Annotated in this window: 12 protein-coding genes and 1 pseudogene; 7 read left to right on the top strand and 6 right to left on the bottom strand. The window is 53.7% G+C overall.

Annotated features, from left to right (window positions below; genetic code table 11):
- Positions 1 to 29: 29 nt before the first annotated feature.
- From CWS43_RS16195 to CWS43_RS16205, 3 genes are read left to right on the top strand one after another with little or no spacing between them, the layout of a single operon-like run.
- Positions 30 to 1,544, top strand: coding sequence for a sugar ABC transporter ATP-binding protein (locus tag CWS43_RS16195; RefSeq protein ID WP_101078042.1), 1,515 nt, complete (start codon positions 30 to 32; stop codon positions 1,542 to 1,544).
- Positions 1,541 to 2,554 carry an ABC transporter permease gene (locus CWS43_RS16200; RefSeq protein WP_101078044.1) on the top strand — a complete coding sequence of 338 codons (1,014 nt, stop codon included), beginning with the start codon at positions 1,541 to 1,543 and terminating at the stop codon, positions 2,552 to 2,554. Before CWS43_RS16195 ends, CWS43_RS16200 begins: the two co-directional genes overlap by 4 nt.
- A 44-nt stretch (positions 2,555 to 2,598) precedes the next feature.
- A complete protein-coding gene (locus tag CWS43_RS16205; RefSeq protein WP_101078234.1) occupies positions 2,599 to 3,564 on the top strand; it encodes an ABC transporter permease in 966 nt (321 codons plus the stop codon).
- Positions 3,565 to 3,612: 48 nt separating this feature from the next.
- Here CWS43_RS16205 and CWS43_RS16210 read toward each other — a convergent pair.
- A pseudogene (locus CWS43_RS16210) lies at positions 3,613 to 4,374 on the bottom strand (Fic family protein); the annotation flags it as partial.
- Between the two features lie 183 nt (positions 4,375 to 4,557).
- Here CWS43_RS16210 and panE point away from each other — a divergent pair.
- Both panE and CWS43_RS16220 read left to right on the top strand, forming a co-directional pair.
- Entirely contained in the window at positions 4,558 to 5,475 is a 918-nt protein-coding gene (gene panE / locus CWS43_RS16215; RefSeq protein ID WP_101078048.1) for a 2-dehydropantoate 2-reductase, read from the top strand.
- 371 nt (positions 5,476 to 5,846) lie between these two features.
- On the top strand, positions 5,847 to 6,080 hold the full coding sequence (locus CWS43_RS16220) for a hypothetical protein (RefSeq protein ID WP_101078050.1): 234 nt from the start codon (positions 5,847 to 5,849) through the stop codon (positions 6,078 to 6,080).
- Positions 6,081 to 6,409: 329 nt separating this feature from the next.
- Here CWS43_RS16220 and CWS43_RS16225 read toward each other — a convergent pair whose 3' ends face one another.
- From CWS43_RS16225 to CWS43_RS16235, 3 genes are all read right to left on the bottom strand, one after another.
- Entirely contained in the window at positions 6,410 to 6,970 is a 561-nt protein-coding gene (locus CWS43_RS16225) for a cytochrome b (protein WP_101078051.1), read from the bottom strand.
- Positions 6,971 to 7,186: 216 nt separating this feature from the next.
- Entirely contained in the window at positions 7,187 to 7,594 is a 408-nt protein-coding gene (locus tag CWS43_RS16230) for an H-NS family nucleoid-associated regulatory protein (RefSeq protein WP_101078053.1), read from the bottom strand.
- A gap of 533 nt (positions 7,595 to 8,127) precedes the next feature.
- Positions 8,128 to 9,012: a LysR family transcriptional regulator gene (locus CWS43_RS16235; protein WP_101078055.1), complete on the bottom strand. Its 885-nt coding sequence runs from the start codon at positions 9,010 to 9,012 to the stop codon at positions 8,128 to 8,130.
- 100 nt (positions 9,013 to 9,112) lie between these two features.
- Here CWS43_RS16235 and CWS43_RS16240 point away from each other — a divergent pair, with 100 nt between their 5' ends.
- Positions 9,113 to 10,504, top strand: a complete 1,392-nt coding sequence (locus tag CWS43_RS16240) for an aldehyde dehydrogenase family protein (protein ID WP_101078057.1) — start codon at positions 9,113 to 9,115, stop codon at positions 10,502 to 10,504.
- A gap of 64 nt (positions 10,505 to 10,568) precedes the next feature.
- On the opposite strand, the gene CWS43_RS16245 is transcribed toward CWS43_RS16240, so the two are convergent.
- Together CWS43_RS16245 and CWS43_RS16250 are read right to left on the bottom strand one after the other, a co-directional pair.
- Positions 10,569 to 11,888: a sugar ABC transporter substrate-binding protein gene (locus CWS43_RS16245; RefSeq protein ID WP_101078059.1), complete on the bottom strand. Its 1,320-nt coding sequence runs from the start codon at positions 11,886 to 11,888 to the stop codon at positions 10,569 to 10,571.
- Between the two features lie 19 nt (positions 11,889 to 11,907).
- Positions 11,908 to 13,551 carry a methyl-accepting chemotaxis protein gene (locus CWS43_RS16250; protein WP_101078060.1) on the bottom strand — a complete coding sequence of 548 codons (1,644 nt, stop codon included), beginning with the start codon at positions 13,549 to 13,551 and terminating at the stop codon, positions 11,908 to 11,910.
- Positions 13,552 to 13,963: 412 nt separating this feature from the next.
- Here CWS43_RS16250 and fhuE point away from each other — a divergent pair, with 412 nt between their 5' ends.
- On the top strand, positions 13,964 to 16,153 hold the full coding sequence (gene fhuE / locus CWS43_RS16255; RefSeq protein WP_101078062.1) for a ferric-rhodotorulic acid/ferric-coprogen receptor FhuE: 2,190 nt from the start codon (positions 13,964 to 13,966) through the stop codon (positions 16,151 to 16,153).
- The last annotated feature ends 64 nt before the right edge of the window (positions 16,154 to 16,217 follow it).

A 16,217-nucleotide genomic window follows, 5' to 3' on the forward strand; every position in this document is an offset into this window, starting at 1 on the left:
GTTGTGCTTAGCCAGACAGGGGAAACGAAATGACAGATTCCACGACTCCGCTTTTGTCATTACAGGGCATCAGCAAGGTCTTTCCGGGCGTCAGGGCGCTGAATAACGTGCATGTGGATTTGTATCCGGGAAAGGTGACAGCCCTGATTGGCGAAAACGGCGCGGGTAAATCCACGCTGGTGAAAGTCATGACCGGCATTTATCAGCCGGAAGAAGGCGAGCTGCGCTATAAAGCGATTCCGATAAAGCTGCCCAACCCGGAATCGGCGCACAAAATCGGTATTACCGCCATCCATCAGGAAACTGTGCTGTTTGACGAGCTTTCGGTTACCGAAAATATCTTCGTCGGCCACTATGTTTACGGCGGGATTTTTAAGCGCCTGAACTGGCCGGCGATGCATCAGCAGGCGCGCGATATTCTGACGCGTCTGGAAGTGAATATCGATCCGCACGCTATTTTGAAAGAACTGAGCATCGCGCAGCGACATATGGTGGCGATTGCCCGCGCGCTGTCGTTTGATGCCCAGGTGGTGATCCTCGACGAACCGACGGCGGCGCTATCGCAGCATGAAATCGTGGAGTTTTATCAGATTGTCGAACGCCTGAAACATGAAGGAAAAGCCATCCTGTTTATCTCGCACAAGTTCGACGAGATTTTCGCGATTTCCGATTACTACACGGTGCTGCGCGACGGCAGTTATGTCGGCTCCGGCAAAATCAGTGAGATCAGTGAGCCGCAGATGGTCACGATGATGGTCGGGCGCGAAGTCAGCCAGGCGTATCCGAAAGTGAACTGCGCACCCGGTGAAATCGTGTTGCAGGTGCAGAATCTCAGCCATCCGACCGAATTTGCGGGCATTAATTTCTCACTGCGCAAAGGTGAAATTCTCGGATTCTACGGGCTGGTCGGCGCGGGCCGCACCGAGCTGATGCAGGCGCTGTTTGGCGTCACGCAGCCAAACGGCGGCAAGATTCTGATCAACGGCAAAGAACAGCATTTCACGCGCCCTTCTCAGGCCATCCGCGCGGGAATTGTGTACGTGCCGGAAGAGCGCCAGAAACAGGGCGCGATTATCGATTTGCCTATCAGCCAGAATATCAGCCTGCCGCAGCTCAGCCAGCTGAACCCGCGCGGCGTGCTTAATGACAAAAAAGAGTGGGCGCTGGCCGATGATTATGCGCGCCGGTTGCAGGTGAAAGCCTCGAGCTGGAAACAGCCTGTGGGCACGCTCTCCGGCGGTAATCAGCAGAAAGTGGTGATCGCAAAATGGCTGGCGACGCAGCCGGACATCATCATTCTCGATGAGCCGACCAAAGGGATTGATATCGGTTCGAAAGCGGCGGTGCATCAGTTTATGTCCGAGCTGGTCGGACGCGGGCTGGCGGTGATTATGGTGTCTTCAGAATTGCCGGAAGTCATGGGCATGGCGGACCGGATTATTGTGATGCACGAAGGGCTGATGGTGGCGGAATTCAACGCGGGCGACGCCACCGCCGAAATGATTGTCAGTGCTGCCAGCGGCGCGGGCGAGGAGGCAGCATGATCAAGAATTTACTCAAGTACCGTGAGCTGTTGCTGGCGGTGGTGATTGTCCTGATGGTGCTCGGCGTCGGTGCACGCTCACCGGAGTTTATCGGTGCCGGAAACCTGCTGGAGATGTTCAACGACACCTCGATTCTGATCATTCTTGCACTCGGCCAGATGATGGTGCTGCTGACCAAAGGCATTGATTTGTCGATGGCCGCCAATCTGGCACTGACCGGCATGATTGTTGCGCTGATCAACTTCCATCACCCTGACATTCCGGTGTGGTCGCTGGTCGTGCTGGCGACGGTGCTTGGCCTGATTATGGGTGCAATTAATGGCCTGCTGGTGTGGAAAGTCGGCATCCCGCCGATTGTGGTGACGCTGGGCACCATGAGTATTTATCGCGGGATTATTTTCCTGCTCTCGAACGGCGGCTGGATTAACGCCCATCAGATGAGCCCGGATTTCCTCAGCCTGCCGCGCGCACCGTTTCTTGGCCTGCCGCTGCTCGGCTGGTGCGCGATTGCCGCACTGATTCTGGTGGCGTATTTCCTGCGCTACAGCCGCACGGGCCGCGCGTTATATACCGCAGGCGGCAATGCCACGGCGGCGTATTACACCGGGATCAACGCGGGAAAAATGCAGTTCGTCAGCTTCTGCCTTTCCGGCGCGCTGGCGGGTTTCTGCGGATATCTGTGGATTTCACGTTTTGCCGTCGCCTACGTGGACGTCGCCAATGGCTTTGAATTACAGATTGTCGCCGCCTGCGTCATCGGCGGGATCAGCACCATGGGCGGCATCGGTTCGGTCATCGGCTGCCTGCTCGGCGCGCTGTTCCTCGGCGTCATCAATAACGCCCTGCCGGTGATTGAAGTGTCGCCGTTCTGGCAGATGGCCATTTCGGGCGCGGTGATTGTTATCGCGGTTGTCCTCAACGAACGCGGCAATAAACGTAAAGGAAGACTGATTTTACGCCATTCTCCTTCCGTCCACGCATCAGGACCTGAATCAGAGGCCAGATCATGAATAAGACCTTAACTTCGCGCACGCCTGCACGGGAAAGTGTGCCGATGGCGGTAACGCCGTTCTTCCGCCGCCTGATGTGCTGGGAAGGATTTTTGCTGGTGGTGACGCTGCTGGTGTTTGTGGTGAACGCCCTCGCCTCACCGTACTTCCTCAATATCTGGAATCTGTCGGACGCCACGTTCAACTTTACCGAAAAGGCCATCATTGTTCTGCCGATGGCGATGCTGATTATCGCCCGTGAAATCGATTTATCCGTCGCCTCAACGATGGCACTGAGTTCCACCATAATGGGATTCTGCGCGCAGGCCGGGCTGCCGACACCGGCGCTGGTGGGCGTCGGGCTGAGCGTGGGATTGTTGTGCGGGCTGATTAACGGGCTGCTGGTGACGCGCCTGAATCTCTCATCGATTGTGATCACCATCGGGACCATGAGTCTGTTCCGTGGCATCACGTATGTGCTGCTCGGCGATCAGTCACTGAATAAATATCCCGCCAGCTTTGCGTGGTTCGGGCAGGGTTATGTCTGGGGGCCGCTGTCGTTTGAGTTCGCGTTATTTCTGGTGCTGGGTGCGGTTTTTTATTTCCTGCTGCACAAAACCAACTTTGGCCGCCGTACCTACGCCATCGGCAATAATCCGGTGGCGGCCTGGTATTCCGGCATTAACGTGAAGCGCCACAACCTGACGTTGTTCGTGCTGGTCGGCGTGATGTCCGGGCTGGCGGCGGTTCTGCTGACGTCACGGCTCGGCAGCACGCGCCCGACGCTGGCACTTGGCTGGGAGCTGAGCGTGATTACGATGGCGGTGCTCGGCGGCGTCAGCGTTCTTGGCGGTTCGGGCAGCATGACCGGCGTCATCATCGCCGCCTTCCTGATGGGCCTGCTGACCTTCGGACTCAGCCTGCTGAACGTGCCGGGGATCGTGATGTCAGTCATCGTCGGCGCGATGCTGATTGTGGTGATTTCGCTGCCGGTGCTGTACCGGAGGATTATGGCAGCGCGGGGGAAATAGCGTCTGGCCTGCAATTCCCGCCTACGGGCGGGGAATGTGAAAAGAGAGTTGGGTTTCAATGCCTTCGCGTAATGCTTCAACCAGTTTTTCCAGCATAAATGCAATAAATGCCGTGCAGTCACTGGCGCGATCGCATTCACCCAATACGCGGTAATAATCCTGTTGCTGATTATGGATCAGGGTTTCAACCGGCAGCCAGGCGAGTTCAGGACGCCACTGGCTCAGGATCAGCGTTTGCCACAACCGCCCCATTCTTCCGTTGCCGTCCGGAAACGGATGGATGAATTCAAATTCGTAATGAAAAATGCAGCTGGCAATCAGCGGATGAATCTCGGTTTCCTTCAGCCAGTTCAGCAAATCGGCCATCAGGCGCGAAAGCTGCCCGACCGGCGGCGCCATATGAATCAGCTGATTATCGCGATAAACCCCGACATCACCACTACGCAGGTGACCCGGCGCATCCACCAGGCCGGTCATCATCAGCCGGTGAGCTTTCAGGACATCGTCGAGAACATAGCTTTTCCACGTGGGTAGCTGTTCGTAAGTCAGGATCGCGTTACGAACTTCCTGTATATCTTTTTGCGGCGCGAGCACGCGCTTGCCTTCCATAATAGCCGTCACCTGTTGGGTAGACAGGCTGTTATGTTCAATCGCCAGTGAAGCCTGAATGGTCCGTATGCGGTTTTCTTTTCGCAGCAGCACCGATGATTGTTCCGCATGCGCGGCCCAGCGCCCGAGTAATTCCCCAACCTCAACGACCCGGTTCAGAATGGCTGGCGTAATGCTGTACGGTGGCTGATAACCTGCCATTCAGTGCTCCTTTTAGAAATAGTGATGCGTAATAGTATCACGCGACAAAATCATCAAAAATTCTTCTTTTCTCTCCAGCCACTGAATCCTTTATGCCGCAGCCTCTTGATTAAAAGGCTATGACTCCCGTAGTTTAAACCCACAGCTTGGTTTCTGAATGTCTTGAAACAATGGGGATAACATATGCGGATTTTAGTGGTAGGCGCGGGTGCGACGGGCGGATATTTTGGTGCGCGGCTGGCTCAGGCCGGGCAGGATGTGACATTTTTACTGCGCGAGAAACGCGCGCTGGCAGTGCAGAAAGACGGACTGACGGTTCACAGCCCGCACGGTGATTTTCACCTGCAACCCGCCGTGGTACAGGCTTCTCAGCTGACCGGCCCTTATGATCTGATTCTGCTGACAGTGAAAAGCTTCGGACTGGAAGCGGCTATCAAAGATATCGCACCGGTCGTTGGCGAAAACACGCTGGTCATGCCGGTGCTCAATGGCATGAAGCATATGGAAACGCTCAGCCAGCGCTTCGGCGAGCATGCGCTGATTGGCGGACTGTGCAAAATCAACGCCACGCTGGATGCCGACGGCCATCTCCATCAGATGACGCCACTGCATCAGATTTTCTACGGCGAACTCTCCGGCGAGAAAACCGAACGCATTCTTAAAGTCGATCAGGCATTCCAGAGCGCCGGTATCGATGCCATCCTTTCGGAAACCATCATCAGCGATCTGTGGGAGAAGTGGCTGCTGCTTTCAAGCTTCGGCGCCATCACCTGCACCATGCGCGGCAACATCGGTCAGGTCGCCTCTGCGCCGGGCGGAACGGAGTTCGCACAGGCCATTGTTACCGAAGCGCTGACCACCATGAAAGCCTTTGGCTATGCGGAACGCACGGCGGCGGTGGCAAAAGTCAGGGAGGCCGTGACCGATAAAAATTCGCCACAAACCTCGTCAATGTATCGCGATATGACGCAGGGCTATCCTGTCGAGGCCGACCAGATTATCGGCGATCTGGTGGAGCGTGCAACGCGTGTGGGGATCAGCATTCCGCTGTTGCAGGCCGCTTATACGCACCTTTGTGTGTATCAGAAGAACCGTGAATAGCAGTGGATTTTGAGGTCTGTTTCTGCCAAATCTGAAGGTTTGAGAATATCACCTGACCATAGAAACAAAAAACCCGCCAAAAGGCGGGGATTTTGTGGTGCTTCGATTAGCGGTCTCACACCAAACAGGCGACCAACGAGGAGGAGATTAACTCAAATTCACTTCTCCGGCTACAAATTGTAGCGCGTATTTCGTAATTGTTGATCTTGCACAAACCTGAGATTTGTTCCAACAAACTTGGAGTTTGTCACGGCCTATAGAGCATAGGTTGTCTCTGGCAAAATAATAAATTTAACTTAAGTGTTGAGATCAAATTATTCTGAAATTCGTGCTGATACTATCGCCTCGGACTTTTCGCCGGGTAGCTCCGGGTGCCAGATTTAGAAAGGATTCACAGTACCGTTAAACAGGCGACCAACATCGCTTGTGCTGCGGCGGGTTCTCTGGCAGATCAAACGTGGCACACGGTTTTAATTGAGGCCGTTTCAATGAAAAAGTGCATCTATGCACTGCTCATTGTATTGGGTGGTTTAATTGGTAGCGGAAATGAAGGCTGGCGAATTACTGGCAATCACATCAGCATCAATTTCGCTCAAAGCAAGTAGCATTAGAGAGCCGCCCTTAGGGGCGGTTTCTTTTTTACGTCGGGAAGGTTAATCGAGGTTTTGAACCAGGTCAGACCCGGCCACGGATGATTGCGATCATCTACGATATCGAACCAGTTGAGTTTTTTATTTGGATTTTCTTATCGTTTCTATGAGTATTGTGCCCGCGACACAGTGATTCGTCCCACACCGGACAAGCTATGTTCATGCCTTCCATAGGAATAATTTGAGTTAAGTAAACTTATAAAACCAATAATACACAGTAACCAAACGCGTTATTGTAAAAGCCACCTTAAGGAATACAAAAATCAAAAAACAGCGTGCGGAGTTTATTCTCTTAAAAGACTTTTATCCCGTTGATTCTTCCCCGGCAACATGCGTATCAACGTATTATCGCGGCGGCGGTAATGGTGCCACAGAGCAGCAAAAGTGTGTAATCCGATCAGGTAATATCCGGCATCTGCCAGCCATCCATGCAAATTTTTGAGCTGTTTTTGTAATGGGAGATCCGGCAGATAGCTTCCCGGCATCCTGATGTTAAATATTGTCCAGTCATGCCCGCCATAATATTGCGACAAAATTCCCAAGGCCGGTAAACAGATAAACATCAGATAAACGACAGCATGCGTGATGGCCGCCAGACAATTTTGCCAGCGTGGAGGAAGAGGTTTAATGGCCGGTGTGACGTACATCGCGCGGACAAAAAGACGCACACACATCAGGAATAATACGCAGAACCCCAGACTGTAATGCGTTAGCGTTAATAACTCTCTTATAAGGGAACCCTTCGCGAATGTGTTTTTTATATCCATCGTGGCATAGGCCAGAACGACCAAAACAAACACCAGCCAGTGCAGCACAATTTGCGCAGAAGAATATCGGGTACGCATAGAAGTTCCGGTAAACAAAGTTACCATTACCCTACTTGTTGAGGCTTAAGCTTACATTAAGATGACAGGCTAACACGCCAGTGGGGGCAAAGTGTGGAAAGAAAAATTAACAGTGTCGCGGTAAAAAATAAGAGATTAAAAATCAATACACAGAGGAAACGCTACCTGCCTGGCTCAGAGCGTGGCAGGCAGCGCCTCAACACAACAGCGAATTAATTAGCGTGCAATCAGGAAGCTTTCCAGAGTTGCGCCCTTGTCCAGTGCAGCTTTAATAGCTGAAGGAGTACGCCCCTGGCCGGTCCAGGTCTTTTTAGAACCATCGGTGTCGGTATATTCATAGATTGCCGGACGCGGTTTGCGTTTAGCTTTAGTGGTTTCTTTTGCCGCCTGATGCCCCAACAGATCATCAATAGCAATACCATCATTTGCCAGCATTTCGCGATATTTCAATAGTTTCTCATCACGTTCCTGCTGCTGTGCACTACGCGCTTTTACATCTTCACGAGATTCTTCAACAACAGCCGTCAGTTTCTCAAGAATCTCTTCCAGAGTGCTCAACGGCATTTCGCGAGCCTGGGCCCGAAGTGTACGGATATTATTCAAAACGTTTAATGCGTTGTCCATGATGTGCTCACTTTAGAGATGTTCATTAAATTAGTCACCATGATTCTACACAAAGAAATAATGATATCAATTGCGCCAGCATAATATTACAACCTATTACACATTCCCCGCCATGTCGTTTAGCTTCTCTTTATTGTTAATGCTTTGTCTTCCTAAAGACTTGTTGGCGCTGAATAAAAAATTTCACGAACAAATCACTTTAAAGCTGTCAAATTAACCTGAAAAATATTATTAATCCAAATTACGCACCTTCATAATAGTATCACTGTGTGAATAGTTAATGTTGCTATAATGTACAAATCACACGGATCCGTTTCATTTCGCGCGGATATCCCCTTCTTTCAAATACACACTGCAATAAAAAATACGCAGGAAACCGCATCTTCTGTTCAAAACTACAGAGGCGCTCTTATGCGATCCGTTTTAAAATGTGATTCACATCACACAAAAGAGACCTGTTTGAGCTATGTTCAAAACCATTTTTATTGTTTGCGCACTCTGTGTGGCCTTGAAATTTGCGATGGACTGGCAAATCATCTTGCAGTCGGTTGAAGGCTGACCGTCACCTCTGATGCCATTGCCGCAAACTCTGATAAATTTCGCGTCAGTGCGCCACGCCGCCACAGCAACCATGTGGTCAGAAAACGATAATTATCGGCCAGCGGCCAGAAGCTGACCGTACTGCTGCCCGGCATACTTTCCAGCATGCTGCGCGGCATCAGCGCCAGACCACCGCCGGCAATCACACACGCCAGCATCCCGTGATAGGATTCCATCTCGTAGATTTTACCGGGTGCGGCGCCATCATCGGCGAACCAGCTTTCAAAATGCCGCCGGTAAGAACAATTCGAACGAAACGCATAAACGATTTCGCCATTCACTTCCTGCCCGCGGGTCACCGGCGCGTGGTGAAGCGGTGCCACAATCACCATTTCCTCCTGGAAAACGGGTACGCCATCCAGAACCGGATGCAAAACAGGGCCATCCACAAATGCCGCCTCCAGTTCTCCTTCCAGCAATTTATCCAGCAACTCACCGGAAGGCCCGGTGCTTAGTGCCAGTTCAACTTTGCCAAACTGCTGATGATAACGTGCCAGTAAAGCAGGGATGCGCACAGCGGCGGTGCTTTCCAGCGCCCCCAGCGCAAATATCCCTTGCGGTTCAGTGCCAGCAACCGACACACGAGCCTCTTCGACCAGGTCCAGAATGCGGTTGTTGTAGCTGAGGAAATTCCGCCCCGCTGGCGAAAGCCGCAACCGCTGATTCTCACGGATAAACAGCTCCACGCCAAGCTCGGCTTCCAGCTGTTTAATACGTGTGGTGAGATTCGAAGGCACACGGTGCACGCGCTGCGCGGCGGCGCTGATGCTGCCGGTTTCGGCCACGGCGCGGAACATCTCAAGCTGGGACAGGTTCATAAGCTTTCTCAAAAAGTGAACGGTTTGCTTATTTTTATTCATTTTTATTCATCTCAGCAACCCTCTATTCTGAATGAACTGACTTAACGAGGAACACAACATGACAACGGCAGATACCCAAACTCACGCAATTTCGCAAAACCCGTTTAACGGCGAGCACATCGCAGAATATGCTTTTGACAGTGCGCTGATGCTGGAAGCGGCGGTTGCTCAGGGCAACGCGGCATTTAAGCAATGGCGCAAGACAGAAATCGCTAAACGCGCAGCGCTGCTGATCAACCTCGCCGCTGAGCTGCGCGAAGCCAGCGAAGACATCGCGCGCATGATTACCCGTGAAATGGGTAAGCCGGTTAAGCAGGCTCGCGCCGAAGTCGAAAAATCAGCGGGTCTGTGCGAATGGTATGCCAAAAATGGCCCGGCAATGCTGGCACCGGAACCGACAACGGTTGATAACGGCGAGGCGCACATTCATTACCGCCCTTCCGGTATGATTCTGGCGATTATGCCGTGGAATTTCCCAATCTGGCAGATTCTTCGTGGTGCGGTTCCTGCACTGATAGCGGGCAATACTTTTCTGCTAAAACCCGCACCAAACGTGATGGGTTCGTCCTATCTGGTGAAACAGGCAGCCTTGAAAGCAGGTTTCCCGGTCGGGGCGTTTGGCGTCATCAATGTCGGGACACCCGCTGTTGCGCAGCTGATTGCCGATCCCCGTGTTGTCGCCGTGACGGTCACGGGCAGCGTACGCGCCGGGGGAGCCATTGCCGAACTCGCTGGTAAGGCACTGAAAAAATGCGTACTCGAACTCGGCGGTTCAGATCCGTTTATCGTACTTAATGACGCGGATCTCGATGAGGCCGTTAACGCTGCTGTTGCAGGGCGTTATCAGAATACCGGACAGGTTTGCGCCGCAGCGAAACGTCTGATCATCGAAGAAGGTGTTCTGGACGCTTTCACGACGAAGTTCGTCGCAGCCACGCAGGCGCTGGTGATCGGCGATCCGCAGGATGAGGCCACTTACATCGGCCCGATGGCGCGTTTCGATCTGCGTGATGAACTGGATAAACAGGTACAGGATACGCTGGCAGAAGGCGCCACCCTTCTGTTGGGTGGCGAGAAAATTGCCGGAAACGGTAACTTCTATGCGCCGACAATTTTGAGCAATGTGACACCGGAAATGACCGCGTTCCGTCAGGAACTGTTCGGGCCGGTCGCGGCAATTACGGTTGCCCGCGATGCGGACCACGCGGTTGAACTGGCTAATGACAGCGATTTTGGGTTGAGCGCGACAATTTTCACCGCTGACCTGGCGCTGGCGGAACAGATGACAAGCGAGCTGGAAACCGGCGGTGTCTTCATTAACGGTTACAGCGCATCGGATCCGCGCGTAGCATTTGGCGGTGTGAAGAAAAGCGGTTATGGCCGCGAGTTGTCGCATTTCGGTTTACGCGAATTCTGCAACGTGCAGACCGTGTGGAGTAACCGCAAGTAAGCCAGGCTGAGACGCAAAACAAAGAAACAATCACAGGATTATATAATCCTGTGATTGTTTGATTTTAATTGCCCTGTGATGTCGTGGCGTAAATCGATGTCACCACCTGCTGATTCGCGCTCAGCGTTTCATCGAGTGTTTTCTTGCCTTCCAGCAAATCGGAAATATTTCGCCCGACCGCATCGCCCATCTGATCAAACCCCGGGATACTCACGTACTGCACGCCCTGATACGGCACCGGATATAGTGTTGGTTGCTCAGGCGTCGCAGTTTCCACCGCCTGTTTTACACCATCGGCATAAGGTGCCAGTTTCTGGTATTTCACCTGCGCGTAAGAGGAGTAACGACTGCCTGGCGGGATTGCACCCCAGCCCACCGTTTTCGCCACGTCCTGAATATACGCCTGCGATGTTGCCCAGGTAATGAATTGCTGCGCTTCATCTTTATGGTTTGCACGTTGCGGAACGGCCAGCGCCCATGCCCATAACCAGTGCGAACCGTTGCTCGAAATCGCCGTCGGCGCGGGCGCAAAACCGACGCTGTCCGCGACCGGCGAAATCTGCGGGTTGATGACCATTCCGGCGGCGACGGTACTGTCAATCCACATCGCACATTTGCCCTGTGCAAACAGTTTCAGGTTCTGACCAAAGCTGTTGGATTTCGCATCCGGCGGGCCGTAGTCATGCATCATCTGCACGTAATCGGTAAGCACCGCGCGCCACTCGTCGCTGTCGAGACGCGGATGCCAGTTTTCATCGAACCACTCCGCGCCATAGGCGTTGGCCATCGTGGTGATAAACGCCACGTTGTCACCCCACCCTGCCAGCCCGCGCAGACACAGGCCATAAATGCCCTGCGATTTATCGGTCAGCTGCGCCGCGAAAGATTTCACCTCATCCCAGCTTGGATTTTTCGGCATGGTCAGATTTTTTTTCGCGAACAAATCTTTGCGGTAATACGTCATGCTGCTTTCGCCGTAAAACGGCAGCGCGTACAGCGTGCCCTGCCAGGAAAGCGCACTGCGGATGGGTTTCAGTAAATCATCAACATTGTAATCAGCGGGCAAATTGTTGAGCGGTTGCAGCCAGCCTTTTTTACCCCACAGCGGCGCTTCGTACGTGCCCACGGTGATTACGTCAAAATTCGCCTGCCCGCTGTTCATGTCGCTGAGCACCTGTTTGCGCAGCTCGCCGTCGTCCATCACGTGCCATTCGAGTTTGATATCCGGATGCGTTTTTTCAAACTCACCGGACATCTGCTGCATGATCGTCATGTCGCCGTTCGCGATAGTCGCGATTTTAACGACGGTCTGCGCCTGCGCGCTGGCACAAAAAGCCAGAGGTAGCAGAATGCTCAGGATCTGACGCTGAAAAAGACCTGACATGATAGTGCTCCTTTTCGGCTCAGGCTTTCGCCAGTCGCGGTTGACGAGGCGCTTTCGCCGGAGAGTTCAGTGCAGGCAATGGTTCCAGCACGCCTTCAATTGTCGTCGCCGGTAAATTTGCGGACGGGCGCAAATGGAAGAACGACATTTTCTCAACCAGCCGCGCCGCGTGTTCGTTCACGGTATGGCTGGCCGCGCTGGCTTCTTCCACCAGTGCAGCGTTTTGCTGTGTCGCACTGTCCATCTGGACAATTGCCACATTCACCTGCTCAATCCCGCTGGACTGCTGACGGCTGGCAACGGCGATGTCCGCCACGTATTCCACCATTTTCGCCATACCGCCGTTGATCTCCTGAAGCGTTTCGCCGGAGCGCAACACCAGTTTACTGCCCGCATCGACTTTGCTGACGCTGGTCTGGATCAGCGTTTTAATTTCCTGCGCCGCTGTTGCAGAACGTTGCGCCAGCTGACGCACTTCTGAGGCGACCACCGCAAAACCGCGCCCCTGTTCGCCTGCGCGCGCGGCTTCCACCGCCGCATTCAGCGCCAGCAGGTTAGTCTGGAAGGCAATTTCGTCGATCACACGATTGATATCGGCAATTTTCTTGCTGGAATCTTCGATCTCCTGCATTGCGGTAACCGCGTCAGTCAGAATACTGCTGCTCTGCTGTGCCTGCTCGCGCACGGTCTGCGCAAGCTGGCTGGCCTGCGAGGCATTCTCCGCGTTGAATTTCACCGTCGCGGTCATCTGTTCCATACTTGCCGCCGTTTGTTCGAGCGAGCTGGCCTGTGCGTGAGTCCGGGAAGACAGATCATTATTGCCGTCCGCCATTTGCCCGGCCGCGCTGCTGAGCGCCTGCGCGCTTTCACCGACCTCACGTACGATACCGCTCAGACGAGCATCCATATTCGCCAGCGCCTGCATCAGTTCGCCCATTTCATCTTTCGGGATCACGCCCAGACGGTGATTCAGGCCGCCTTCGGAAATCGATTCGGCCAGACGACGTGCGCGACGTACTGCGCCGGTAATCGAACGCACCAGCAGCCAACCCGCAATCCCGGCGACCAGTAAACCGACGGCCAGAATCGCCGCCATGCTGTTGCGCATCGTGGCGTACGCCGCTGAACTGGTGGCGTAATTGTTTTCGGCGTGGCTTCTCATCAGGTTATCCAGCCCGTCGATATCCTGCTGCAATGCCTGGCTGCCATTTTTCAGACGGGTTTCGATAATCACCAGCGCACCGGACGGGTTGCCTCCGGCGACCAGTTTTGCAGCATTGCTGATGGCGGCCTGATAACCGTTCAGGTCATCGAGAAAAGTGGTGCGGAGTTTTTCGCTACCGGGCACGGCAAACGTGGCTTCATACGCCTTGCGTTCGGCGGCAATTTGCCTGCCGTAAGCATCAATCTGCGCCACACGCTGATCGACTTCAGCCGGATCAGTCCAGTAACGCAGTGATTCAAACAGCGTTGCCGATTGCATCTGCGCCAGGCGGTATAATTTCGCGGAATGTTGCAGAGGTAATAACTCAGTGCGGTAAGTTGAAATCGCCCGCTGATCGGCGGCGCGAAGACCTAATATTGCCCATAATGCAGCGATCGTCAGCAAAATACACAGCAAGCCCACGATGCCAATCAACCGGCTCTTGATGGTAAATCCCATATCAATTCCTCTGATAACAGCGGTAATCCAACAGGAAGGCGTCAGCGTGAAATGGCAAACCGGCGATCGCCCTTTAGAACGATTTATCGGCAGAGGCCAGCGAATATTTAAGCAGTTATTTCAGGAGCCTGTACCCGCGCCGCAATTAAAGTTTTAACGATTTTAGATAGCAACGGTTTACGTTTAATCAGCGATTTACACTGCCGGGAAAGCGTTAAAACATTTTGTTACTTTATTGGTCTGAAAGGTTCTGAGACATAGAAAACACAAATGATTACTATTCACATTCTCATTGCGTGCTCTTCTTAAAATTTGCAATTCAGGCGGATGACTGCGGTCAGATGATCCTGTGTAAAGACAATTAAAAGAAGCGGTATCGCTTTCTATTAATGTGTTTTTTACGGGAAACGTTATGTCTTTCACTGGCAGGGGTTACGGCGCGGCAACATCCGCACCTGAGAACAAAAATAAGCTTTCAACATCATTGTCGGCGCTGGCGGTTCTGGTCATGGCGGCTTCTTCCGCTGCTCACGCCGCAGCCGCCACCGGCACAGCGACAACCGCTGATGAGAATATGGTCGTTGAAGGAACCGCAAACGGAACCGTCGATGAGTCGCAGGATTACAACGTCAAAACCACGCGTGCGGGTACGAAGATGTTGCTGACGCCGCGTGACGTGCCGCAGTCCGTCAGCGTGATCACTAAACAGCGCATGCAGGATCAGAACCTGCAATCGGTGGGCGACGTGATGGATAACACCACCGGCATCTCGACGGAAGTCATCGACAGCGAGCGCGTTTCCTATTTCTCACGCGGCTTCTACATCAATAATTACACCTACGACGGCATTCCTTCTTCTGTCAGCGATACCTGGAACTTTGGCGATGCCGCCGAAGATACCGCCATTTATGACCGTATCGAAGTCGTCCGCGGCGCGACCGGGCTGATGACCGGTGCCGGTAATCCGGCGGCGTCCGTCAACATGGTGCGCAAACAGGCGGACAGCAAAGAATTCACCGGCAATATCAGCGCCAGCTACGGCAGCTGGAATAAACAGCGTTACGTGCTCGACGTTTCCGGCCCGCTCAACGCAGAAGGCTCAGTGCGCGGCCGCGTCGTGGCCGGTTATCAGGATCAGGACAGCTGGCTCGACCGTTACCATAAAACCAAAAAATTCATTTATGGCGTGGTCGATGCCGACGTGACCGATAACACCACGGTGTCGCTCGGCTACGATTATCAGGAAAATAATACCGGCAATCCGACGTGGGGCGGGCTGCCGACCTGGTACAGCAACGGCGCACGCACGCATTTCGACCGCAGCACCAACACATCCGCGGACTGGACGCACTACAACACCCAATCGCGCAAAGTCTTCGCTAACGTGAAACATGATTTCGATAACGGCTGGACATTCCGCGTCAACGGAACGCACGGCGAACAGAAATTCGACGACAAGCTGCTGTATATCGAAGATTTCCCGGACGCGACAACGGGCGAAGGGATTTCCGGATTCGGCAGTAAAGACCGCGGAACGCGCAAACTGGATTCGGTGGATACCTACGCCAGCGGACCTTTCCAGCTCTTTGGCCGCCAGCATGAAATGGTCGCTGGCGTCAGTTACAGCCGCCAGCACAACTCGACGTACAGCGCCAACGGCCCGATCGACAGCGACACCATGGGCAGCTTCAACAACTGGAACGGCGACGTTGCGGAACCGGAATGGGACGACTGGTATCTGAACGCCGACGACGTGGTGCGCCAGAAAGCGGGCTACCTGGCGACCCGGTTCTCGCTGACCGACCCGCTCTCACTGATTATCGGCGCGCGTTATACGCAGTGGAGCACCGTCGGCAGCAGCGGCAATATGAGTAAAAATAACCTCACGCCTTACGGCGGCCTGGTTTACGACATCGACGATACGTGGTCGGCTTACGCCAGTTATACCTCCATCTTCCAGCCACAAACCTACCGCACCCGCGACGGTCATTATCTGGCACCAGCCACCGGGAAAAACTACGAAACCGGCCTGAAATCCAGCTGGATGAGCGACCGCCTGACCGCTACGTTCGCCGTTTTCCGCATCGAACAGGATAATGTCGCAGAAGCCGATGGCGACAACTTCGTCAATGACACCAGCGAACAGGCCTACTACGCCGCGCAGGGCACGGTCAGCAAAGGGGCTGAATTCGAGATTAACGGCGCGGTGACCGACAACCTGCAAATGACTTTCGGCGCCACACGCTATGTTGCGCGGGATAACACCGGTGGACGTCTCAACAGCAATATGCCGCAGACGCAGCTCAAACTGTTCAGCCGCTATCAGTTACCGTGGATGCCGGATCTCACCGTCGGCGGTGGCGTGAACTGGCAAAACCGTACCTTCCAGGATGCCACCGGGCCAGACGGCAACACAGTGCGCGTGTATCAGGGCAGCGTTCCGCTGGTTAATTTGTTCACCCGTTATCAGGTCACCCGTCAGCTCGCGGTGCAGGCTAACATCGATAACCTCTTTGACCGCAGCTATTACTCGTGGCTGAGCGATTACGCCGTTTACGGTCAGCCTCGCAGTTATTCCGTCAGCCTTTCTTACGCGTTCTGATTTGTTTGCCATCGCGCAATTACCCCCCTTTTGATGCGGTAATTGCGCGATTGGCTTTCGGAAT

This window comes from Rahnella sp. AA (assembly GCF_002834385.1).
In the GTDB taxonomy this organism is placed as follows: Bacteria; Pseudomonadota; Gammaproteobacteria; order Enterobacterales; family Enterobacteriaceae; genus Rahnella.

Coding starts and splice junctions, on each gene's coding strand:
- CWS43_RS16230 (WP_101078053.1), bottom strand. CDS start 7,594: ATGGACAACGCATTAAACGTTTTGAATAATATCCGTACACTTCGGGCC.
- CWS43_RS16200 (WP_101078044.1), top strand. CDS start 1,541: ATGATCAAGAATTTACTCAAGTACCGTGAGCTGTTGCTGGCGGTGGTG.
- CWS43_RS16250 (WP_101078060.1), bottom strand. CDS start 13,551: ATGGGATTTACCATCAAGAGCCGGTTGATTGGCATCGTGGGCTTGCTG.
- fhuE (WP_101078062.1), top strand. CDS start 13,964: ATGTCTTTCACTGGCAGGGGTTACGGCGCGGCAACATCCGCACCTGAG.
- CWS43_RS16235 (WP_101078055.1), bottom strand. CDS start 9,012: ATGAACCTGTCCCAGCTTGAGATGTTCCGCGCCGTGGCCGAAACCGGC.
- CWS43_RS16195 (WP_101078042.1), top strand. CDS start 30: ATGACAGATTCCACGACTCCGCTTTTGTCATTACAGGGCATCAGCAAG.
- CWS43_RS16240 (WP_101078057.1), top strand. CDS start 9,113: ATGACAACGGCAGATACCCAAACTCACGCAATTTCGCAAAACCCGTTT.
- CWS43_RS16245 (WP_101078059.1), bottom strand. CDS start 11,888: ATGTCAGGTCTTTTTCAGCGTCAGATCCTGAGCATTCTGCTACCTCTG.
- CWS43_RS16225 (WP_101078051.1), bottom strand. CDS start 6,970: ATGCGTACCCGATATTCTTCTGCGCAAATTGTGCTGCACTGGCTGGTG.
- CWS43_RS16205 (WP_101078234.1), top strand. CDS start 2,599: ATGGCGGTAACGCCGTTCTTCCGCCGCCTGATGTGCTGGGAAGGATTT.
- panE (WP_101078048.1), top strand. CDS start 4,558: ATGCGGATTTTAGTGGTAGGCGCGGGTGCGACGGGCGGATATTTTGGT.